A 21,664-nucleotide genomic window follows, 5' to 3' on the forward strand; every position below is an offset into this window, starting at 1 on the left:
GGATTGGCGCAGGCTTAGGCCATATTCAGGCGAGAGCGTCAAGGTTTTTGGCGAAAACGGCCGCCACCCCGTCCCTCATTGAGGGACGGGGTTAGCCTGGGTCCGTTGAGCGCGGGGAGGACTAATTTACCGGCCAGATATAGAGGAGGGCGGGGACGCTGACGACGATGATCAGGAACGACAAAGGCAGGCCAAGCCGCGGATAATCGGAGAACTTGTAGCCCCCCGGGCCGAACACCAATGTGTTGCACTGGTGGCCGACGGGGGTGAGGAAATCGCAGCCGGCGCCGATTGCCACAGCCATCAGGAAGGGTTCGGGGCGAAAGCCCAGATTGGTGGCAAAGCTTGCGGCGATCGGCCCCATGACCAGCACGGTTGCTGCGTTGTTGAGGAACGGCGTGACAGCCATGGCGGTGATGAGGATCAGACCGATCGCGCCCCAGGCAGGCAAGGTCGCTGCGGCCTGGCCGAGCCATCCGGCGATCAGTTCGCTACCGCCGGAGGTTCGCAGAGAATCCGAAACCGGGATGAGCGCCGCCAGCATGACGAGGATCGGGCCATCAACGGATTTGTAGAAATCGGTCAACGGAATGGCGCGGAAAACCACCATGCCGAGAGCGGCCGCGAAGAAAGCGACCGGCACAGGGGCAAGCCCGACGGCCGTCGTGCCCATCGCCAGTGCCAGGATGATCAGTGGAATGAAGGCCTGCCTCCGCGTGCCGAGCAGCACTTCGCGCTGAGCGAGCGGCAAAAGCGAGAAGTCCTGCATCACCGTCGGCATGTTCTTGCGGCTGCCCTGCAACACGATCACGTCGCCCGCCATCAGGGTGATGGTGCCAAGACGCTGCTTGAGGCGTTCGCCATGCCGGCTGATTGCCAGAAGATTGACGCCACGGGTGTAGGACAGTGCCAGTTCCTTGGCGGAAAGCCCCTTGAGCGGGGAATCCTGGGTGATGATCGCCTCTATGGAGATGACATCTGCCTGGGCCTGTCCGTTTTCCATCAGCGGCTTGCCGGAGAGCTGCAGCCTGCCGCCGGAGACCATCCGGTCGAGCGCCTTTGACGGGCCTTCGAGCAGCACGACATCGTTTTCACGCAGGATGAGGTCCGGGAAGGGTGCCATGCGCGATGGACCGCGCAGGACGGCATTGGCAATCACCTCGCCGTCACCGATCTTCAACAGCTCGGCGACCGTCTTTTCAAGAACAGTCGACAGCGGAGTAATCATCACCTCGGACGTATAGTTGGTGATCTCGACCGCTTCCTCGAGGGAATCGTTCTGCTTTGTGCGGCTGGGCACCAGCCAGTGGAAGAACAGAAGAAAAGTAATGCCGACAAAGGCGAGGATCGCACCCATCGGGGTGAAGTCGAACATCGTGAAGGATTCGCCGGTCAGTTCCTGGCGGATCCGCGACACGACGATATTGGGCGAGGTGCCGATCTGCGTCATCAGGCCACCGAGCAAAGCGGCGAAAGCCATCGGCATCAGGTATTTCGACGGCGAGGCGCCGGATTTGCGGGCGAACTGGAACGCCACCGGCATCATGATCGCAAGCGCGCCGATATTCTTGATGAAGGCCGACAGCACGGCGACGACGATCATCAGCAAGGCCAGCTGGGTGTGCAGCGTGTTGAGGTTGGGGAAGAATTTCTTGATCGCCATGTCGACGATGCCGGAGCGGGCAACGCCTGCCGAAACGACCAGCGCGCTGCCGACGATGATGACGATATCATCCGAGAACCCGGAAAACGCCTGGTCGACCGGAACGATCCCCACCGTCACCGCCACGACGAGCGCACAGCAGGCGACCACATCGTAGCGGAAGCGATCCCAGATGAAGACGGCCATCATCACGGCGATGACGGAAAAGGCAAGGATCTGCTGGGTTGTCATGTGGCTCCGGGGGCGCTGGAAATGGGATGCAGCGAGAGGCGATGATCGGCGTGGTGATAAGATCGTGCCCTAGAATGCCCCAGTGCCACAAATGTTGCAAAGTCTGATGACGTTTCGCAAAACGCGTCTATCGCCGCTCAGGGCGTGTCTGCTGGACAAACCGTGGTGGACGCATAAGTAGACGATATCAACTGCAGTTGTTTGCGCCAATTCCCCTGCGCCAAAGCCCCCGGAGCCGTCATGACCGATATCCTTGCCATCCCCGTCAAGCTTGCCGACGGCCGGAACACGACGCTTGCCGAATACCGTGGAAAAGTCATGCTGGTGGTCAACGTCGCGTCCAAATGCGGCCTGACCACGCAGTATGAAGGGTTGGAAAAACTCTATGAGCAAAAGCGGGACAGGGGCTTTGTCATCGCAGCCTTTCCGGCCAACGACTTCATGGGGCAGGAGCCCGGCTCGGATACGGAAATCGTCGAATTCTGCCAGCTGACCTATGACGTGAAGTTTCCGATCTTCTCAAAGATTTCCGTCAAGGGCGATGCCAAGCATCCGCTCTACAAGGCGCTGACCGCAGATCCGGTGCCCACCACCGGCGACGGTCCGATGAAGGCGCGCCTGCGCGGCCGCGGCATGGAGATCAAGGATGGCGAGATCGTCTGGAACTTCGAAAAGTTTCTGATCGGACGCGATGGCCGGATCAAGGCACGCTTCGCGCCTGACGTGACCGCAGACGATAACCGGCTGCTCGAAGCGCTGGACCGGGAACTGTCCGAGCGGTGATCCGCCGGGTCTAGGCCCTTGGGCCGAACACAAAAAAGGGCGCCTCGCGGGCGCCCTTTGCGTGTCGATGTTTGTAGCAACGTCAATGCAGCGTGCCGGAGGCCTTTTTCTTGGCGCGGGCGCCCTTCGCGAACATGTTGAGGGCCTCGACGCCGGCCGAGAAGGCCATGGCGGCGTAGATATAGCCCTTCGGAACGTGCACGCCGAAACCTTCGACGATCAAGGTGCCGCCGATCATCAGCAGGAAGGCGAGAGCCAGCATGACGATGGTCGGGTTTCTCTCGATGAAGTTGGCGAGCGGGGTTGCTGCCAGAAGCATCACGGTGACAGCGGCGACGACGGCCACGATCATGATCGGCAGATGCGGCGTCATGCCGACTGCGGTGATGATGCTGTCGATCGAGAAAACCAGGTCGAGGATCAGGATCTGCACGATGGCGGCGCTGAAGCTCATCTGCACGACTTCCTTGCCGGCGCCGACCATGTCTTCCTTGTTGTCGACCACATCCACGGAATGGTGGATTTCCTTGGTCGCCTTGTAAACGAGGAACAGACCACCGGCGATCAGGATCATGTCCTTCCAGGAGAAGGGGTGACCGAAGGCTTCAAAGACCGGATTGGTAAGCTGAACGATCCAGGCAACGGTGCCAAGCAGACCAAGACGCATGACCAGCGCCAGGCCGATACCGATCTTGCGTGCCTTTTCCCGATGCTCAGGTGGCAGCTTGTTGGTGAGGATGGAGATGAAGATCAGGTTGTCGATGCCAAGCACCACTTCCATGACCACAAGTGTAACGAGCGCTACCCAGGCCGTCGGGTCTGCTACCAGCGCTGCAATGTCCATCCATCTCTCCTGTTTTCAATCAAAGGGCGCAATTTCCCGCCGCATTTGGGGATCGACCCATTAAAAACAAGAGTAGGTTGAATATGGACCGACCAGAATCAGGCGGAATCAGCCCCATTATCGATCACGGGTTTGTTATGACAACCGTAGGCCGCCATGAAAACGCGGACTGCACCTTGGATGGTCCGGTGGATTTCCTCGTCTGACGGGGCGTCTTCCATGGACCCGAACAGACGAACCTTGAAATAGCCGCCGCTAACGAGGTCGATATACTGGCCTGCGGCAAGTTCGATATCGTCGATATTCAGCCTGCCGGCCTCGACGTGGAGGGCGAGAAAGTCGCGCATCACTGTGCGCAGGTTTTCGGGTCCGCGGAAAAAGCGCCGACACAGGTCCGGCATACGCTCGCGGACGCCAAGCACGGTCCGCATCGCGGTGATGATTTTCTCTTCCGTCATGTGGCTGAGGAACGAGACGCCAAAATCGTAGAGGCTCTTTTCCACATTGCCGTTGGTCGACAGAACGGACCGAACAGTGGCGAGGAAGGCGGCGCGCTCCTGTTCCACCATGGCGACGAACAGATCTTCCTTGTTCTGGAAGTAGACGTAGATCGTTCCCTTCGAAACGCCGGCCTCGCGCGTGATGTCGTTCATGCTTGCGGCTTCGAAACCAACCTTCATGAAAACCCGCGTCGCGCCTTCCATGATCTGACTGCGCTTGGCCGGATCCTCGCCCGCAGCAAAACGCCCTGCAGTGCGGGGGGACGTGTCTCGCGGCGCGGATCTCTTTAACGGTTTCGGCATTATAATTCAGCATTCCGGTTTTTTTCGAACCGATTGGTTCGATGTGGTCTTGATATGTGTGATCGAAGGCTTTATGTCAACGCTCCGAACTGATCGGTTCGATCGGTTTTCGCTTTTCAAAGATGGTTACGACAATGACGGCCTCCAAGAATGCCGGCGCGCTGCGCACCGTAAAAAACGAAGATGTGAATGCCGATGACACGGCGCGCGACGACGCGTCGCCGGCTGCCGAGAAACCTGCGGCACCTGTTGCAACGCCATCGCCCGAAGCCAAGGCCGACGCGCCGGCAAAGAAGGGCAAGCGTGGCCTTATCCTGCCGATCATCGTGCTGGCGCTGCTCGCCGGTGGCGGCTGGTATGGATATCAGTGGTGGACGACGGGCCGTTTCATGGTGTCGACGGACGATGCCTATATCGAAGGCGATATTGCCACGATTTCCCCAAAGGTCACGGCTTTCGTTTCGAAAGTGAATGTCGCCGCCAACCAGCAGGTCAAGGCCGGCGATGTGCTGGCGACGCTCGACAATGGCGATTACCAGAACGCGCTTGATCAGGCCAATGCCGCCATCGAAACCGGCAAGCTGTCGCTGACCCGCATCGATGCACAGGTCGAAGGTGCGCAGGCAACCCTTGCCCAGGCGCAGGCCTCCAAGGTTGCACTGCAGGCAGCGGTCCGCGGTGCCGAGATCACGCTCAAGCGCCAGACCGAGCTTGCGGCCAAGTCGGTCGGCACGACCGCCGATCTCGACAGCGCCACGATTGCGCTCGATCAGGCCAAGGCCAACCTTGTCGGCGGCGATGCGTCGATCAAGTCGGCAGAAGCCAACATCACCATTCTTGAAGCGCAGCGCAAGGAAGCAGAAGGCCAGGTCCGGACGCTCGAACTGCAGCGCGACAAAGCGGCCCGCGACTTGTCCTTTACCGTTCTGAAGGCGCCCTATGACGGGATTGTCGGCAATCGCTCGGTGCAGGAAGGAGATCTCGTTTCGCCGGGACAGCGGCTGATGGCGCTGGTGCCGACGCGTCAGCTCTATATCGACGCCAATTTCAAGGAAACGCAGATCCAGCATCTGGAGATCGGCTCCAAGGTGGAAGTGCATGTGGATGCCTATAGCGAGGAGCCGATCATCGGGACGGTAGAATCGCTTGCGCCGGCTTCGGGCTCGGTATTCTCGCTGCTGCCGCCGGAAAACGCGACGGGCAACTTCACCAAGATCATCCAGCGCGTTCCGGTCAGGATCGCCCTGCCGCAGGATGCGCTCGACAGCGGTCGTCTCAGGGCGGGTCTGAGCGTTGTCGTCGACGTGGACATCCGCACCGCACCCAAGAAGTAACTGGGCTTTGGCCTAACAGCCCCATCGGGGCGGAGGTGGTCCCATGGCTGGGAGCGCAACGACAACTGCAGGATCGATATCGTCTGCTGCGCCGGCATCGTCTGCTCCCAAGGTGGACGAGAAGATGCCGACCGGCCGGCTGATTGCGTTTTTCGCGATGGTGGTCGGCATGTTCATGTCGATCCTCGACATCCAGATCGTGTCTGCGTCGCTGTCTGAAATTCAGGCGGGTCTTTCGGCCGGTTCGGACGAGATCGGCTGGGTACAGACGTCGTATCTGATCGCCGAAGTCATCATGATCCCGCTTTCTGGCACCTTGGCGCGTATCGTCTCGACGCGCTATCTGTTTGCGTTCTCGGCTGCCGGCTTTACGGCTGCGAGCGCGCTTGCGGCGACCGCATCCAATATCGACCAGATGATCGTCTACCGCGCGATCCAGGGCTTTATCGGCGGCGGTATGATTCCGTCTGTGTTTGCGGCAGCCTTCACCATTTTCCCGCCATCGAAGCGGGCGTTCGTCTCGCCGATCATCGGGCTCATCGCGACGCTTGCGCCCACGATCGGACCAACGGTCGGCGGTTATCTCTCGAACGCGTTTTCGTGGCACTGGCTGTTTCTGGTCAACATCATTCCCGGCATCTTTGTGACGATCCTGACCTGGCGGTTCATCGACTTCGACAAGCCGGAACTGTCGCTGTTCAAGAAGTTCGACTGGTGGGGTCTTGTAGCGATGGGCGTGTTCCTCGGCGGTCTCGAGTATGTGCTGGAAGAGGGCAATTCCAACGATTGGTTCAACGACCACATGATCGTCATCGGTGCCATCGCATCGGGGCTTGGCTGCCTGGTCTTCTTCTATCGCGCCTTTACCTCGGAATTTCCCGTCGTGGACCTGACGGCGTTTACGAACCGGAACTTCGCGTTCGGCTCGATCTTCTCCTTCGTGATGGGTATCGGGCTCTACGGGCTCACCTATATCTACCCGGTCTATCTCAGCCGCATCCGCGGTTACGACAGCCAGATGATCGGCGAGACCATGTTCGTCTCGGGTCTTGCCATGTTCGTCACGGCGCCGATCGCAGGCAAGCTGTCGACCAAGATGGACCTGAGAGCGATGATGGTGATCGGTTTCATCAGCTTTGCCTCCGGCACCTATATCATGACCGGCATCACCGCCGATTGGGACTTCTACGAGCTTCTGATCCCGCAGATCCTGCGCGGTTTTGGCCTGATGATGTGCATGGTGCCGATCAATAATATCGCGCTTGGCACTTTGTCTCCGGCCCGCATCCGGGGGGCGTCCGGCCTGTTCAACCTGACCCGCAACCTTGGTGGCGCGGTGGGGCTTGCGATCATCAGCACGCTTTTGTCCAACCGCCAGGACGTGCATTACGAGCGGCTGCGCGAGCATCTCGACTGGGGCAACCGGATCGCTTCCGACCAGCTCGACTCGATGGCGTCCAATCTGAACACCTACGGTCTAGATGGCGCGACCGGCGCGATCCGGCAGATGGTGCAACTGGTGACCAAGCAGGCCGTGGTGATGTCATTCTCGGACGTTTTCCTGATCCTGACCGTGCTGTTTGCGATGATGATCCTCGGCGTTGCCGCCATCGAAAAGCCAGCCCCCCAGGGCGGTGGCGGTGGTAGCGGCCACTGATCGCGGACTTCGCGCTGAAGATTTCTAAGAACCACCGCCTGCAGAGGGGTCGTCGCAAACCGCGGCGGCCCCTTTGCGATTCATCCAGCGCGTTGTTCGAATAAATTTGATTTACGTACCTCAAATTCTCCGTTACGAAGATCGGCGGAGGACCGCATGAAGCCAACCGTACACGATATCGCGCGTAGCGCCGGCGTCAGCCTGGCGACCGTCGACCGTGTGCTGAACGGTCGGCCGGGCGTGCGGCGCATCACCCAGGAGAAGGTCGAGGAGGCGATCGCCGTCCTCGGCTACGTGCGGGACGTGGCGGCTGCGAACCTTGCCAAGGGACGGACTTACGCCTTCACCTTCGTGCTGCCTGAGAACGACAACTCGTTTATGATCGGCTTGCGCGAAGAGGTGGAGCAGGCGGTTGGTCGCTCCGGCGCCGAACGAACCCGTATCCGCGTCGTCGACGTGCCGCCTTTCGACGGGCAGGCCTTGTCGACCATGCTGGACGGCGTGCTTGCCGACAGGCCTGACGGTGTCGCGTTCGTGGCGGTCGAAAGCAGCGACGTGCAGGCAGCAGTCGCACGGTTGCGGGAGGCGGGCATTGCCGTCGTGACGCTGGTGTCGGACCTGCCGGGCTCGCAGCGGCACCATTTTGCCGGGATCGACAACCATGCGGCCGGGCGCACCGCTGCCAATCTCCTCGGAAGGTTTCTCAGCGGTCGCGACGGGCGGGTGGCGATGGTTGCCGGATCGATGCTGGTGCGCGATCACCGCGAGCGGCTGGAAGGGTTTCTGTCCGTGCTATCGGAGGATTTTCCGCGGCTTGCCATCCTGCCGGTGATCGAAGCGCGCGACGATCCTGCTATTGCCGAGGAATTGGTGACGGGCCTGTTTCGCCGCTATCCGGATGTGATCGGGCTCTACAGCCTCGGCGCCGGCAATCGCGGGATCCTCAAGGCTGTGCGCAGCCTGCCGGAAGCACGCAGACCTGTGATTATCGCGCATGAGCTGACGCGATCGACGCGGGCAGCGCTGGCCGACGGTGTCGTCGATGCGGTGCTGAACCAGGATGCGGGCCATGAAGTGCGCAGCGCCATAAGGGTGCTGAAGGCGAAGGCGGACGGGCTTCCCGTGATCGCCGCGCAGGAGCGCATTCGTATCGACATATTCTTGAAGGATAACCTGCCCTGACGGGCAAATCGCGCTCCGGAACGTGTTAAGCGGCTCGGACACGACGCGTGGCGAAACAAAGATCTGCCGAAACGCGGCAGCAACAGGAGAAGGCAAGCATGTATCTCGGTCTCGATCTGGGCACTTCCGGCGTCAAGGCGATGCTGATCGACGGCGATCAGACGATCATCGGCTCGGGCAACGGGTCGCTCGACGTATCGCGCCCGCATTCGGGTTGGTCGGAACAGGAGCCGGCTCACTGGATCCGCGCCTGCGAAGAGGCGATCGACGGGCTGAAGGCGAAGTTTCCCAAGGAGCTTGCCGCAGTAAAGGGTATCGGCCTTTCCGGCCAGATGCATGGTGCGACCTTGCTCGATGCCGACGACAAGGTGCTGCGGCCCTGCATCCTGTGGAACGACACACGCTCGTTTAAGGAGGCAGCGGCGCTCGATGCGGATCCGCGTTTCCGGGCCATCACCGGCAATATCGTGTTTCCGGGCTTTACTGCGCCGAAGCTTGCCTGGGTGAAGAACAACGAGCCCGAGATTTTTGCGAAGGTTGCCAAGGTCCTGCTGCCCAAGGATTACCTGCGGCTGTGGCTGACGGGTGAGCACATTTCCGAAATGTCCGATTCGGCCGGTACGTCCTGGCTCGATACGGGCGCGCGCAAGTGGTCATCGGAACTCTTGGCAGCGACCGATCTTACCGAGGATCAGATGCCGTCGTTGGTCGAGGGCACCGAGGAAGCCGGTCGCCTGCGGGGCGAGCTGAAATCGAAATGGGGGATTGCCGGCGATGTCGTGGTGGCCGGTGGGGCCGGCGACAATGCGGCGTCTGCCTGCGGCATGGGCACGGTCGCCGAGGGAAATGCGTTCGTCTCGCTGGGAACATCCGGCGTGCTGTTTGCCGCCAACGCCTCCTATCTGCCGAAGCCGGAAAGTGCCGTACATGCGTTCTGCCACGCGCTGCCGACGACCTGGCACCAGATGGGCGTCATCCTGTCGGCCACGGATGCGCTCAACTGGCATTCGAAAGTGTCCGGCAAGCCTGCTGCCGATCTGGTTGCCGAGCTTGGCGAAGGCCTCAAGGCCCCGACCGGCGTCACCTTCTTGCCCTACCTTTCCGGCGAGCGCACGCCGCATAACGATGCCGTCATTCGCGGTGCCTTTCTCGGGCTAGAACATGAGAGCAGCCGTGCGGTGCTGACCCAGGCGGTGCTGGAAGGCGTGACCTTTGCGATCCGCGACAATCTCGAAGCGCTGAAATCGGCGGGAACCTCGATCTCCCGCGTGACCGCGATCGGCGGCGGTTCGCGCTCGCGCTACTGGCTGTCGTCGATTGCGACCTCGCTTGGCGTTCCCGTGGATATTCCGGCCGACGGCGATTTCGGTGCGGCGTTTGGCGCGGCCCGGCTCGGGCTGATCGCGGCAACCGGTGCCGATCCGGTTGCGGTCTGCTCCGCTCCCAAAACGGAATCGGTGATCGAACCGGAAGCTGGTCTTCACGACGCCTATGAGGCGGCATACCAGCGCTACCGGGCTGCCTATCCTGCAATTCGCGGCTTGATGAACTAACCGGCAAAGGGGAGGAGACATCTCCTCCCCCAAGTCGGGCAACTCGAACCACGCTTTACCGGCCACAGTGAGGTACGTACCTCACTGTGGCCGACTTACCAGAACCAAGTTTCTACCAAGGAGGAAACCACCATGAGCACAGGCTTTTTCGGCGATATCACCAAGATCAAGTACGAAGGTCCTGACAGCACCAATCCGCTGGCATTCCGGCACTACAACCCGGATGAAATGGTCGGCGGCAAGCGGATGGAAGAGCATCTGCGGTTTGCCGTTGCCTACTGGCACACGTTCACATGGCCGGGCGGCGATCCCTTCGGCGGCCAGACATTCGAGCGTCCGTGGTTCGACGACAGCATGCAGGCGGCCAAGCTAAAGGCGGATGTTGCCTTCGAATTCTTCGATCTGCTCGGTTCGCCCTATTACTGCTTCCACGATGCGGATGTACGTCCTGAAGGCGCAAACTTTGCGGAAAACACGAAGAACCTCAACGAGATCGTCGACTACTTCGAAAAGAAGCAGGCCGACACCGGCGTCAAGCTCCTGTGGGGCACGGCGAACCTGTTTTCGCATCGTCGTTACATGTCGGGCGCTGCCACCAATCCCGATCCCGACGTGTTTGCCTTTTCGGCGGCGACCGTCAAAACCTGCCTGGACGCCACCAAGCGTCTCGGCGGTGCGAACTATGTCCTGTGGGGCGGTCGCGAGGGTTACGAGACGATCCTCAACACCGACTTCACCCGCGAACTCGACCAGATGGGCCGCTTCCTCAACCTCGTCGTCGAATACAAGTACAAGATCGGCTTTGAAGGCACGATCCTGATCGAGCCGAAGCCGCAGGAGCCGACCAAGCACCAGTACGACTACGACGTTTCCACCGTCTATGCCTTCCTGCAGAAGCACGGTCTGGACAAGGAAGTGAAGGTCAATATCGAACAGGGCCACGCGGTTCTCGCCGGCCATTCCTTCGAGCATGAAATCGCCATGGCGAACACGTTCGGCATTTTCGGCTCGATCGATATGAACCGCAACGACTACCAGTCCGGCTGGGATACGGACCAGTTCCCGAACAACGTGCCGGAAATGGCGCTGGCCTATTATCATGTTCTCGCCGGCGGCGGGTTCAAGAACGGCGGCACTAACTTCGATTCCAAGCTGCGCCGCCAGTCGCTCGATCCGGCAGATCTGCTGATCGGTCATATCGGCGGCATGGATTGCTGCGCCCGTGGCCTGAAGGCAGCGGCGAAGATGATCGATGACGGTGCGCTGAAGACGCCGCTCGATGCACGCTACGAAAAGTGGGACAGCCCGGAGGCGCAAAAGATGCTGCGCGGCGAGTACAAGCTCGACGAAATCGCTGCCCGCGTCGAGAAGGAAGGGATCAATCCCGAGCCGAAGTCCGGACGCCAGGAATATCTCGAAAACGTGATAAACCGCTACGTCTGATCAACGCTACCCCATCGTGCTGTGACAAAGCTGTGAACGGCCCCGAAATGCTGACCTTCAGCGCAACATTTCGGGGCTGGAAACGTTTGATCCCGTGCTTATGTTAAGGCTTGGCGAACGGGATCATCCTGCGACCCTTTCAAACGTGAGTTCTGCCGGGGCCTCGGTCGCGAAAGCGGTCGGCAAAGGCCTCCAACGACACGAAGGAGAATGACATGAAGTGGACTGCACCTAAGTTTGTCGAAGTAAGCTGCGGCATGGAAATCAACCGTTACGCACCTGCAGACGGCAGCGAGCCGGTTCTGTTTTAATCATGACGAGCACGGGACCCATGACCGGTCTCCGGTTTCTGGTGCTCGGCTCTGCAGCCGGCGGCGGATTACCGCAGTGGAACTGCAATTGTTCCAACTGCGCCGCCGCCCGCGATCCGTCTTCGGGGATCCTGCCGCAGACGCAGTCGTCGCTGGCCGTCAGTGTTGACGGTGAAAACTGGGCGGTCTTCAACGCCTCGCCGGATATTCGCCAGCAAATCCAGCAGACGCCGCAGCTTCATCCGAAAGCACTTCGCCACAGCCCGATTGCGAGCGTCGTCATCACCAATGCCGATGTGGATCATATCGGCGGTCTTCTGACGATCCGCGAAAAGCAGGCATTTTCGCTGTTTTCGACATCAGCGATCGGCTCGGTGCTCGACGCCAACCCCGTGTTTCGGGTGCTCGATCCTGATTTCGTGGCGCGCAAGACGATCCGTCTTGACGAGGATTTTTCACCCCTCGACGGGCTTGAGGCACGCATCTTCGCTGTGCCCGGCAAGGTCGCTCTGTTTCTGGAGGACGGCGAGCCTGAGCTTGGTCTTGAAGGCGAGCAGACAATCGGCGTCGAGTTCGTGGCAAACGGCAAGCGCGCCTACTATATTCCGGGCTGTGCGACGCTGCCGGACTGGCTTTGCGATCGCATAAGCGGCGCCGACCTCGTGTTCTTCGATGGCACCGTGTTTACCGACGACGAGATGATCCGCGTCGGCACCGGCATCAAGACCGGCCAGCGAATGGGGCACATGCCGATTACTGGCGACGACGCCGGGGGCGGCGGTAGCCTGGAAGCGCTGTCCAAGCTCGGCATAGGCCGCATGGTCTATGTCCATATCAACAATACGAACCCGATCTGGCGCCAAGGCCCGGAGCGGGACGCTGTTACCGAAGCCGGCTTCGAAGTCGGCCATGACGGCATGGAGATCGAACTTGCCTGACGCCCTGAATCCTGCCCTGAACAGAACCGATTTTGAAGCCCGGCTGCGCGCCATCGGTGCTGCGCGCTATCACGACAAGCATCCGTTTCACGGCATGCTGCATGGTGGCGGATGTTCGATGACGCAGGTGCGCGCATGGGTGATCAACCGGTTCTACTATCAGAGCCGTATTCCGCTGAAGGATGCCGCCTTCATGTCGCGCTGCGAGGATATCTCGATCCGGCGCGCCTGGCGCAAACGGATCGAGGATCACGACGGCGGCCGCGAAGAGGGCGGCGGTATCCGGCGCTGGCTGAAGCTTGCCGAGGCTGTCGGGCTCGATCCGGATTACGTTGCGTCCAACCGCGGCGTTTTGCCGGGTACGCGGTTTGCCTGCGACGCCTATGTGCGTTTCGTGCGTGATATGCCGATGCTCGATGCGGTTGCCGCTTCCCTGACGGAGCTTTTCGCGCCGACGATCCATAAGAACCGCATTGCCGGACTGCTCGAGCACTACGCCTTCGCCAATGAGGACGCGCTCTCCTATTTCCGCAAGCGTCTGGACGAGGCGCCGGTCGATGTCGCCTTCGGGCTGAACTACGTGCTCGACCATGCCGACACGCTGGAAAAGCAGGATGCGGCTGCCGCTGCGCTGACCTTCAAGACGGATGTGCTTTGGGCGCAGCTCGATGCGTTGCAGAGCGCTTACGTATCGCCGGCACTTCTGCCGCCGGGTGGATGGGACGGCAAGGAGGGCGTGATCGGCGCTCTCGACCAGCCGGCTCTGAGAGAGCCTGTGCGGGGAGCTGCCGAATGAGCGAACCTTCCGCAGTCACCGTGACGGCGCAGACGATTGCGAAGCTTGCCCGCGGTGTGCGGCTTCGGGAAGACCCGGTGCGCGGTCAGACGGTGCTGCTTGCGCCAGAACGGGCGCTTGCGCTCGACGAGATCGCCGTGATGATCGTCAACGCGCTCGACGGTGTGCGTGATCTCGATGCGATCGCGCAGGAGTTCTCCGTAAAATTCGAAGCGCCCAAGGAGCAGATCCTGGTCGACGTGATTGCCTTCGTCGACGAGTTTTCCAAGCGGCGCATGCTGGAGTTGAAATCGTGAACGAGCATGTCAGCATTGCGCGGACAAGTGCCAAGACCACCGACAGAACGAGCGAATGGACCGACCGGGACGGCGTGACGGGTCGTATCCGCATCCCGGCACCGATCGCCATGCTTGCGGAGCTGACGCATCGCTGTCCGCTGGCCTGCCCCTATTGCTCAAATCCGCTGGAGCTCGAAGGCATCAGTACCGAGCTTTCCACGCAGGAATGGATCCGGGTGTTTCAGGAGGCAGCAGCACTTGGCGTGCTGCACCTGCATCTCTCGGGTGGCGAACCGGCGTCGCGGCGCGATCTGGTGGAGCTCACGGCGGCGGCCGCCAAGGCCGGGCTCTATACCAACCTGATCACGTCCGGCATCGGCCTCAATGAGAAGCGCATCGCCGAGCTGTCCGCAGCCGGGCTCGACCATCTGCAGCTCTCGATCCAGGGCGCGACGCCTGTTCTGGCGGACAAGGTGGGTGGTTACAAAGGCGGTTACGATCGCAAGATCGCGGTGGCCGAGTGGACACATGCGGCCGGCATTCCGCTCACCGTCAACGCCGTCTGCCACAAGCAGAACATGGACGAGCTGGGCGCCATGCTGGATCTTGCCGTCGAACTCGGTGCGCGCCGCATCGAGATCGCCACCGTGCAGTTTCACGGCTGGGCCGAGAAGAACCGCAAAGCGCTGATGCCGACCAAGGAACAGGTGCTGCACGCCAACGCCTTTGTTGAGGAAGCGCGCAAACGGCTGGAAGGCATCATCGTCATCGATTACGTGCCGGCCGATCACCACTCGACCTTTCCGAAGGCCTGCATGGGCGGCTGGGGACGCACGGGCCTGAATGTTACGCCATCGGGCAAGGTTCTGCCCTGCCATGCGGCCGAAAGCATTCCGTCGCTCAACTTCGAGACCGTGCGCGACATGTCGCTGACCGACATCTGGTATGACAGCCAGGCGTTCAACGCCTACAGAGGCGATAGCTGGATGCCGGATCTCTGCCGGTCCTGCGATCGCAAGGGCGTGGATTTTGGCGGTTGCCGTTGCCAGGCGATGGCGCTGGCCGGCGATGCCGCCAACACCGACCCGGTCTGCATCCTGTCGCCGATGCGCCATCTCCTGGTCGAGCAGGCAGAGATCGACAGCCGCGCCGAGCCGCCTGAATTCGTCTATCGCGGCCGCTAACGCCACTTCCGGTGGTGTCGCGAATGTGAACGAAGCTCATGAGCTGAAACTGCTTTACGTACCTCAAATTCTTCGATAGCCTGAAATTCAGGGAGGAATTTCAGTGCATCACACCACTTGCGAGGAGGCAGGTGTTGTGGGCGTGCCGCGTTGCGGCTGCTTCACGACGCTTCTGATTTTGAGGCCGGTGCATGGTTGATGCGCCTGGGCATACGGCTGCGCCTCTGCTCGATGCGCGCGGCCTTTCAAAGACGTTCGGCATTGTCGAAGTCCTCAAGGATATCGCGCTCACCGTTCGCGCCGGAGAGGTCCACGCGATCATCGGCGAGAACGGCGCCGGCAAATCCACCTTGATGAAGATTCTTGCCGGCAACCATCAGCCGACCCACGGCGAACTCGCGATCGACGGACAGGTCGTCAGCTTTTCGGGGCCGGTTGATGCGGAAAAGCATGGCATCGTGCTGGTGCACCAGGAAATCCTTCTCGCACCGGATCTGACGGTGGCGCAGAACATCTATCTCGGACGCGAGGTTCGAAAGGGCATCGCGCTGGACGACCGTGCGATGAACACGGGCGCCGCAGAGGCGATCCGCGATCTGGGCGCCGATATCGATCCCGAGACCATCGTCTCGCGGCTTTCGATCGCGCAGCGCCAGCTGGTGCAGATCGCGCGGGTCCTGCTGGTGCCGCATCGCATCGTCATCTTCGACGAACCGACGGCTTCGCTGACGCCGCACGAAACCGAAGCGCTGTTGAAGGTCATCACCGATATCCGCGCCAAGGGCGTCGGCGTGCTCTACATCTCGCACCGGCTGCCGGAGGTAAAGGAGATCGCCGACCGCGTGACGGTGCTGCGCGACGGGCGGCTGGTCGCTTCGCACCCGACAAGCGAGCTGGAACCGGCCGACATGGCGCGGCTGATGGTGGGTCGCGACGTGGCAAAGCTCTATCCGGACCGGCAGGCGGCCATCGCGCCCGAAACGGTGCTCGAGGTTAAAGGCTTCGACGTGCCGGGCTATGCCCGCAATGCCGGTTTCACCCTGCACAAGGGCGAAATCCTCGGCTTTGCCGGACTGATCGGCGCCGGTCGCACGGAGCTCATGGAAGGGCTTGTCGGGCTTCGACCGGCCAAGGGCAAGGTGACGCTGCGGGGCCGGCCGGTTCAGTTTACCGACGTACATTCGAGCCTCAAGGCGGGCGTCGCCTATCTCTCCGAGGATCGCAAGGGCAAGGGCTTGCTCTTGACCAAGGACCTCACCGTAAACCTGACGCTCGCCTCGCTCGGCAAGTTCATCCGCGGCCTGCAGATCGATCGCAAGCGGGAAGCGCAGGCGCTCGACAAGGCGATCGAGGATTTCGACATTCGCACCGGCACGAAGACGATCCTCGCGGGACAGCTTTCCGGCGGCAACCAGCAGAAGCTGCTGCTTGCCAAGATGATGCTGCTCGATCCGCAGGTTGTCATCATCGACGAGCCGACGCGCGGCATCGATATCGGCAACAAGGAACAGATCTACAAATTCATCGCCGCTCTGGCTGCGGAAGGGCGCTCGATCATCGTCGTCTCTTCCGAAATGCCGGAGCTGATCGGCATCTGCGACCGCATTCTGGTGATGCGCGGCGGCCGCATCGTCGGCGAAGTTCAGGGAGACCACATGACGGAAAACGAGATCGTCCAGCTTGCAACCGGGGTCAATGTCGGCCGTGATGCGGGGGAGGCGGCATGAGTGCAATCGTAACTGAGACGAAGGCGCCGAAGACTTCGCGCGACTGGGACATGGCGGCCATCGCGCCGTTTGTGGCGCTGGCGCTGCTTCTGGTGCTCGGCTATTTCGCCAACCCGAATTTCGTGTCGCTGGCCAACCTCACCAATGTCATCACCCGCAGCGCCTTTATCGCGGTGATCGCGCTTGGGGCGACCTATGTGATTTCGGCCGGGGGACTGGATCTCTCGGTCGGAGCGATGGTCGCCTTTGTCGCGAGCCTGATGATCCTGTTCATGAATTCCGGCGTGATTGCAGATCCGATGCTGATGCTGATGGCCGGCATGGCGGTGGCGCTGGTTCTGGGGGCTGCCTGCGGGCTGGCGAACGGGCTTATCACCACGCTCGGGCGGATCGAGCCGTTTATCGCGACGCTCGGCACGATGGGCATCTATCGCGGCCTGACGACCTGGCTTTCCCAGGGCGGCGCGATCACGCTCAAGGACCGGCAGTTGCAGCAGCTTTACCGGCCGGTCTATTTCGGCGACGTGTTCGGCGTGCCGATCCCGATCATCGTGATCTTCGTGACGGCGGCACTCGCGGCCTTCGTACTCTACCGCACCCGGTATGGCCGTCATGTGATCGCCGTCGGATCGAACGAGGAAGTGGCGCGCTATTCGGGCATTTCGGTCAACAAGGTGCGCACCATCGCCTATGTGGTGCAGGGCCTCTGCGTGGCGGTCGCTGTCATGATCTACGTGCCGCGGCTGGGATCGACGTCCGCGACGACAGGGATCCTGTGGGAGTTGCAGGCGATCACTGCGGTCGTCGTTGGCGGGACGGCACTTCGCGGCGGGGTCGGTCGCATCTGGGGCACGATCTGCGGCGCCTTCATTCTGGAAATCGTCGGCAACATCATGATCCTGTCGAACTTCGTGTCGGAATATCTGATCGGGGCGATCCAGGGCGCGATCATCATCATCGCCATGCTGGTGCAGAGGTCGCTGATGCGAAAGTAAGAGGTTGTTACGGGACCCCTCCGGCCTGCCGGCCATCTCCCCAACAAGGGGGGGAGAAGACTTGCCGCAATCGCCTGCCTCGATCGAGTGTTGGCGATAGCTGCTGGATTAAGCCCGCCCCCTTGTGGGCAGGGCGGGGAGGGGTTTCGGGTCGCTGAGACCAATGGTTTGGCCGGGCCTCTGGGGCGGGTCCGGTTTCGGGAGGATGACCCCTTAAACTCTGGGAGAGAGAACATGCATAGAAGAACATTCGGTCTCGGCGTTGCAGGTCTTGCAGCGTCGGTTGCCGCCGCACCAAGCCTCGGGCTTGCACAGGAGGCGAAGAAGGTCACGATCGGCGTGTCCATTCCGGCAGCCGACCATGGCTGGACGGCGGGCGTGGTGTTCCATGCCGAACGCGTCGCGAAACTTCTGATGGCCGAGCACAAGGGCCTCAATGTCATCGTGAAGACCTCGGCGGATCCGGCGAGCCAGGCAAACGCGGTGCAGGATCTGGCGGTGCAGGGCATCGATGCGCTCGTCATCCTGCCGAGCGATCCGGATCAGCTGGTCACCGCGATCCAGCAGGTGAAGGACGACGGCAAGTTCGTGGCGCTGGTCGACCGTGCACCATCGGTCAACGACAACACGATCCGTAATCTCTACGTGGCCGGCAACAACCCGGCGCTTGGCGAAGTGGCTGGAAAGTACATCGCCGAGAAGACGCCGGAAGCGCAGGTCGTCGTGATCCGCGGCCTGCCGATCCCGATCGACCAGCAGCGCCAAGACGGGTTCGACAAGGGGATCGCCGGTTCCAAGGTGAAGGTGCTGGAGCGCCAATACGGCAACTGGAGCCGCGACGACGCCTTCAAGGTGATGCAGGATTTTCTGACCAAGCATCAGAAGATCGATGTGGTCTGGTGCCAGGACGACGACATGGCCGTCGGCGTGCTGGAGGCGATCGAGCAGGCGAAGCGCACCGACATTCAGTATGTCGTTGGTGGTGCCGGCTCCAAGGACATGATCAAGCGCGTCATGGACGGCGACAAGATGATGCCGGTCGACGTGCTCTATCCGCCGGCGATGGTGGCAACCGCCATGCAGCTGACGGCGGCCAACTTCTACGATCAGGTCCCGGTCAGCGGCAACTATATCCTCGACGCCACGCTGGTGACGAAGGAGAATGCGCAGAACTTCTACTTCGCCGACTCGCCGTTCTGAGATCGACAAGGCGAGAGAGGGCGTTTGTCGCAAGACGCCCTCTTTCCTCGCGTCATCCCTGTGCTCGTGCCAGGGATTTAAGCCAGCCCAAGTCGCTGGGCTGAAGAAAGTTTCTCTGACCCGACGGAAATCGGGTCACTGGATTCCTGTGACAAGCACAGGAATGCCGGAGAGTTTGCGGAACGCACCGCGCCCGACATCGAGGGCGGCATATCGGAAAGGAAACACCATGAAGACGATCAAGGGTCCGGGCATTTTTCTCGGTCAGTTTGCCGGAGACAAGGCGCCGTTCGACAGCTGGGACGGCATCACCAAATGGGCGGCCGACAAGGGTTATCTCGGTGTGCAGGTGCCGACCTGGGCGAGCCAGCTGATCGACCTCAGACAAGCTGCCTCGTCGAAGGATTACTGCGACGAGTTCGCCGGTGTCGCCCGCCAGAACGGTGTCGAAGTGACCGAATTGTCCACCCATCTGCAGGGCCAGCTGGTCGCCGTGCATCCGGCCTACGATGACGCCTTCGACGGCTTCGCGGCGCCGGAAGTGCGCGGCAATCCGAAGGCACGTCAGGAATGGGCGGTCGAGCAGGTGAAGATGGCGATCACAGCCTCGAAGCATATCGGCATCACGGCGCATGCCACCTTTTCCGGCGCGCTCGCCTGGCCCTACATCTATCCCTGGCCGCAGCGCCCGGCCGGTCTGGTCGAGACCGCCTTCGACGAGCTTGCCCGCCGCTGGACGCCGATCCTCGACCATGCGGACGAAAACGGCGTCGACGTCTGCTACGAAATCCACCCCGGCGAGGACCTGCATGACGGCGTCACGTTCGAGATGTTTCTAGAGCGGGTAAAGAACCATCCGCGCGCCAACATGCTCTACGACCCCTCGCATTACGTGCTGCAATGCCTGGATTATCTCGACAACATCGACATCTACAAAGACCGGATCAAGATGTTCCATGTCAAGGATGCGGAGTTCAATCCGACCGGGCGCCAAGGCGTCTATGGCGGCTTCCAGAGCTGGGTGAACCGGGCCGGACGGTTCCGTTCGCCGGGTGACGGCCAGGTGGATTTCGGGGCGATCTTCTCCAAGATGGCAGCCAACGATTTCGACGGCTGGGCCGTGGTCGAATGGGAATGCGCGCTGAAGCACCCGGAAGACGGAGCCCGCGAGGGCGCGGAATTCGTGAAACACCACATCATCCGCGTGACGGAACATGCGTTCGACGACTTTGCGGCGGGTGGAACGGACGACGCGGCCAACCGGCGGATGCTGGGGCTTTCATAGAAACCCCTCCCCACCCTCCCCACAAGGGGGAGGGCTTAACCTGCCGCACCTTTCGGTCATTAGCGGAGACGGTGCGGAGGGGTCTCTCCCCCCTTGTGGGGGAGATGGCCGGCAGGCCAGAGGGGGACTTTCCCCGCAATGAATTTCCAAGGAGACACAGGACATGACCATCGAAGCCAAGGACGAACAGACACGCGCACCCCGTATCCGGCTCGGCATGGTCGGCGGCGGATCCGGCGCCTTTATCGGCGCGGTGCACCGGATGGCGGCGCGGCTGGATGACCGGTTCGAACTCGTCGCGGGCGCTCTCTCCTCGACGGCGGAAAAATCGGCGGCATCGGGGCGGGAACTCGGGCTTGATACGGAGCGGACCTACGGTTCCTTCGAGGAGATGGCGAGCCGCGAGGCGGAGCGCGAAGACGGCATCGAGGCGGTGTCGATCGTTACGCCGAACCATGTTCATTTCGATGCCGCCAAGGCGTTTCTCAAGCGCGGCATTCACGTCATCTGCGACAAGCCGCTGACCTCCAACCTCGCCGACGCGAAGGCGCTGAAGCAGGTGGCCGACGAGAGTGGTGCGCTGTTCATTCTCACCCACAACTACACCGGCTATCCGATGGTGCGCCAGGCCCGCGAGATGGTCGAGAGTGGCGTGCTCGGCGATATCCGTATCGTCCAGGCGGAATATCCGCAGGACTGGCTGACCGAGGCGGTCGAACAGACCGGCGCCAAGCAGGCGGTGTGGCGTACCGATCCGGCCCAATCGGGTGCCGGCGGCTCGACCGGCGATATCGGCACGCATGCCTATAACCTTGCCTGCTTCATCACCGGCTTGAAGCTCGATAGCCTTGCCGCGGATCTAGACAGTTTCGTTGAGGGCCGCCGGCTCGACGACAATGCCCATGTCATGCTGCGCTTCGCGGCAAGACACGGCGAGAAGCCGGCCAAGGGCATGCTCTGGTGCAGCCAGGTGGCGCCGGGCCACGAGAACGGCCTGAAAATCCGCGTCTACGGCACCAAGGGCGGCATCGAATGGGTGCAGGCCGATCCGAACTACCTGTGGTTCACGCCGTTCGGGCAAGAAAAGCGGCTGATCACCCGCAATGGCGCCGGTTCCGGCGCCGCTGCTGCGCGTGTCTCCCGCATTCCATCGGGTCATCCGGAAGGTTATCTCGAAGCCTTTGCAACGATCTACACGGAGGCGGCACTGGCAATTCACGCCCACCGGACGGGCGCGAAACTGGACGAGGCGGTTATCTATCCAACCGTCGACGACGGCGTGAAGGGCGTCGCCTTTGTCGAGGCCTGCGTGGAGTCGTCTCGGAACAATGGTGCTTGGGTGAAGGTGTAAAGACTTGGTGGGCGGCGTCTGCCCCTCACCCTAACCCTCTCCCCGTAGACGGGGAGAGGGGACGTGGCTCGATCGGGGCAAGGCGCGTGCGGCAAAGGACCTTCTC

Annotated in this window: 19 protein-coding genes; 16 read left to right on the top strand and 3 right to left on the bottom strand. The window is 61.5% G+C overall.

Annotated elements, in window-relative coordinates:
- Positions 1-121 precede the first annotated feature (121 nt).
- Positions 122-1,894, bottom strand: a complete 1,773-nt coding sequence (locus ASF70_RS19360; RefSeq protein ID WP_062461221.1) for an SLC13 family permease — start codon at positions 1,892-1,894, stop codon at positions 122-124.
- 240 nt (positions 1,895-2,134) lie between these two features.
- Here ASF70_RS19360 and ASF70_RS19365 point away from each other — a divergent pair, with 240 nt between their 5' ends.
- The gene (locus ASF70_RS19365) at positions 2,135-2,677 is read left to right on the top strand and encodes a glutathione peroxidase (protein WP_062582072.1); all 543 of its coding nucleotides are present in this window, start codon (positions 2,135-2,137) and stop codon (positions 2,675-2,677) included.
- 82 nt (positions 2,678-2,759) lie between these two features.
- Here ASF70_RS19365 and ASF70_RS19370 read toward each other — a convergent pair whose 3' ends face one another.
- Entirely contained in the window at positions 2,760-3,521 is a 762-nt protein-coding gene (locus tag ASF70_RS19370; protein ID WP_062461215.1) for a TerC family protein, read from the bottom strand.
- Between the two features lie 98 nt (positions 3,522-3,619).
- Entirely contained in the window at positions 3,620-4,324 is a 705-nt protein-coding gene (locus tag ASF70_RS19375) for a TetR/AcrR family transcriptional regulator (protein ID WP_062582074.1), read from the bottom strand.
- A gap of 134 nt (positions 4,325-4,458) precedes the next feature.
- Here ASF70_RS19375 and ASF70_RS19380 point away from each other — a divergent pair, with 134 nt between their 5' ends.
- From ASF70_RS19380 to ASF70_RS19450, 15 genes are all read left to right on the top strand, one after another.
- On the top strand, positions 4,459-5,658 hold the full coding sequence (locus ASF70_RS19380; protein ID WP_062582076.1) for an HlyD family secretion protein: 1,200 nt from the start codon (positions 4,459-4,461) through the stop codon (positions 5,656-5,658).
- 43 nt (positions 5,659-5,701) lie between these two features.
- A complete protein-coding gene (locus ASF70_RS19385) occupies positions 5,702-7,315 on the top strand; it encodes a DHA2 family efflux MFS transporter permease subunit (RefSeq protein ID WP_062582078.1) in 1,614 nt (537 codons plus the stop codon).
- Positions 7,316-7,471: 156 nt separating this feature from the next.
- Positions 7,472-8,497, top strand: coding sequence for a LacI family DNA-binding transcriptional regulator (locus tag ASF70_RS19390; protein ID WP_062582080.1), 1,026 nt, complete (start codon positions 7,472-7,474; stop codon positions 8,495-8,497).
- A 98-nt stretch (positions 8,498-8,595) separates the two neighbouring features.
- On the top strand, positions 8,596-10,050 hold the full coding sequence (gene xylB / locus ASF70_RS19395; protein ID WP_062582082.1) for a xylulokinase: 1,455 nt from the start codon (positions 8,596-8,598) through the stop codon (positions 10,048-10,050).
- Between the two features lie 132 nt (positions 10,051-10,182).
- Entirely contained in the window at positions 10,183-11,493 is a 1,311-nt protein-coding gene (gene xylA, locus ASF70_RS19400; protein WP_062461195.1) for a xylose isomerase, read from the top strand.
- A 215-nt stretch (positions 11,494-11,708) separates the two neighbouring features.
- Positions 11,709-11,804, top strand: coding sequence for a pyrroloquinoline quinone precursor peptide PqqA (pqqA, locus tag ASF70_RS19405; RefSeq protein WP_062461193.1), 96 nt, complete (start codon positions 11,709-11,711; stop codon positions 11,802-11,804).
- 20 nt (positions 11,805-11,824) lie between these two features.
- The gene (gene pqqB, locus ASF70_RS19410; protein ID WP_244474088.1) at positions 11,825-12,742 is read left to right on the top strand and encodes a pyrroloquinoline quinone biosynthesis protein PqqB; all 918 of its coding nucleotides are present in this window, start codon (positions 11,825-11,827) and stop codon (positions 12,740-12,742) included.
- Positions 12,743-12,746: 4 nt separating this feature from the next.
- Positions 12,747-13,538 carry a pyrroloquinoline-quinone synthase PqqC gene (pqqC, locus tag ASF70_RS19415; protein WP_156461917.1) on the top strand — a complete coding sequence of 264 codons (792 nt, stop codon included), beginning with the start codon at positions 12,747-12,749 and terminating at the stop codon, positions 13,536-13,538.
- Positions 13,535-13,834, top strand: coding sequence for a pyrroloquinoline quinone biosynthesis peptide chaperone PqqD (pqqD, locus tag ASF70_RS19420; protein WP_062582089.1), 300 nt, complete (start codon positions 13,535-13,537; stop codon positions 13,832-13,834). Before pqqC ends, pqqD begins: the two co-directional genes overlap by 4 nt.
- 74 nt (positions 13,835-13,908) lie before the next feature.
- Complete coding sequence (gene pqqE, locus ASF70_RS19425) at positions 13,909-15,000, top strand: pyrroloquinoline quinone biosynthesis protein PqqE (protein WP_062583080.1); 1,092 nt, start codon at positions 13,909-13,911, stop codon at positions 14,998-15,000.
- Between the two features lie 191 nt (positions 15,001-15,191).
- Positions 15,192-16,727 (top strand): sugar ABC transporter ATP-binding protein, encoded by a 1,536-nt coding sequence (locus ASF70_RS19430; protein ID WP_062582091.1) that lies wholly within the window; start codon positions 15,192-15,194, stop codon positions 16,725-16,727.
- Positions 16,724-17,722 (top strand): ABC transporter permease, encoded by a 999-nt coding sequence (locus ASF70_RS19435; protein ID WP_062582093.1) that lies wholly within the window; start codon positions 16,724-16,726, stop codon positions 17,720-17,722. The genes ASF70_RS19430 and ASF70_RS19435 overlap by 4 nt, the downstream gene beginning before the upstream one ends.
- Before the next feature lie 234 nt (positions 17,723-17,956).
- Complete coding sequence (locus ASF70_RS19440; protein ID WP_062582095.1) at positions 17,957-18,922, top strand: substrate-binding domain-containing protein; 966 nt, start codon at positions 17,957-17,959, stop codon at positions 18,920-18,922.
- Positions 18,923-19,151: 229 nt separating this feature from the next.
- Positions 19,152-20,207, top strand: coding sequence for a sugar phosphate isomerase/epimerase (locus ASF70_RS19445; RefSeq protein WP_062582098.1), 1,056 nt, complete (start codon positions 19,152-19,154; stop codon positions 20,205-20,207).
- A gap of 163 nt (positions 20,208-20,370) precedes the next feature.
- Complete coding sequence (locus ASF70_RS19450) at positions 20,371-21,558, top strand: Gfo/Idh/MocA family oxidoreductase (RefSeq protein WP_062582101.1); 1,188 nt, start codon at positions 20,371-20,373, stop codon at positions 21,556-21,558.
- Positions 21,559-21,664: the final 106 nt, after the last annotated feature.

The sequence above is a fragment of the Rhizobium sp. Leaf321 genome, assembly GCF_001423215.1.
Lineage (GTDB): Bacteria > Pseudomonadota > Alphaproteobacteria > Rhizobiales > Rhizobiaceae > Neorhizobium > Neorhizobium soli.

Excerpts from the sequence above, each read along its gene's own strand:
- xylA (WP_062461195.1), top strand. The coding sequence starts at position 10,183 with ATGAGCACAGGCTTTTTCGGCGATATCACCAAGATCAAGTACGAAGGT.
- xylB (WP_062582082.1), top strand. The coding sequence starts at position 8,596 with ATGTATCTCGGTCTCGATCTGGGCACTTCCGGCGTCAAGGCGATGCTG.
- ASF70_RS19450 (WP_062582101.1), top strand. The coding sequence starts at position 20,371 with ATGACCATCGAAGCCAAGGACGAACAGACACGCGCACCCCGTATCCGG.
- ASF70_RS19440 (WP_062582095.1), top strand. The coding sequence starts at position 17,957 with ATGCATAGAAGAACATTCGGTCTCGGCGTTGCAGGTCTTGCAGCGTCG.
- pqqD (WP_062582089.1), top strand. The coding sequence starts at position 13,535 with ATGAGCGAACCTTCCGCAGTCACCGTGACGGCGCAGACGATTGCGAAG.
- ASF70_RS19375 (WP_062582074.1), bottom strand. The coding sequence starts at position 4,324 with ATGCCGAAACCGTTAAAGAGATCCGCGCCGCGAGACACGTCCCCCCGC.
- ASF70_RS19445 (WP_062582098.1), top strand. The coding sequence starts at position 19,152 with ATGAAGACGATCAAGGGTCCGGGCATTTTTCTCGGTCAGTTTGCCGGA.
- ASF70_RS19435 (WP_062582093.1), top strand. The coding sequence starts at position 16,724 with ATGAGTGCAATCGTAACTGAGACGAAGGCGCCGAAGACTTCGCGCGAC.
- ASF70_RS19360 (WP_062461221.1), bottom strand. The coding sequence starts at position 1,894 with ATGACAACCCAGCAGATCCTTGCCTTTTCCGTCATCGCCGTGATGATG.
- pqqB (WP_244474088.1), top strand. The coding sequence starts at position 11,825 with ATGACCGGTCTCCGGTTTCTGGTGCTCGGCTCTGCAGCCGGCGGCGGA.
- ASF70_RS19430 (WP_062582091.1), top strand. The coding sequence starts at position 15,192 with ATGGTTGATGCGCCTGGGCATACGGCTGCGCCTCTGCTCGATGCGCGC.
- ASF70_RS19370 (WP_062461215.1), bottom strand. The coding sequence starts at position 3,521 with ATGGACATTGCAGCGCTGGTAGCAGACCCGACGGCCTGGGTAGCGCTC.
- ASF70_RS19365 (WP_062582072.1), top strand. The coding sequence starts at position 2,135 with ATGACCGATATCCTTGCCATCCCCGTCAAGCTTGCCGACGGCCGGAAC.
- ASF70_RS19390 (WP_062582080.1), top strand. The coding sequence starts at position 7,472 with ATGAAGCCAACCGTACACGATATCGCGCGTAGCGCCGGCGTCAGCCTG.
- ASF70_RS19385 (WP_062582078.1), top strand. The coding sequence starts at position 5,702 with ATGGCTGGGAGCGCAACGACAACTGCAGGATCGATATCGTCTGCTGCG.
- ASF70_RS19380 (WP_062582076.1), top strand. The coding sequence starts at position 4,459 with ATGACGGCCTCCAAGAATGCCGGCGCGCTGCGCACCGTAAAAAACGAA.
- pqqA (WP_062461193.1), top strand. The coding sequence starts at position 11,709 with ATGAAGTGGACTGCACCTAAGTTTGTCGAAGTAAGCTGCGGCATGGAA.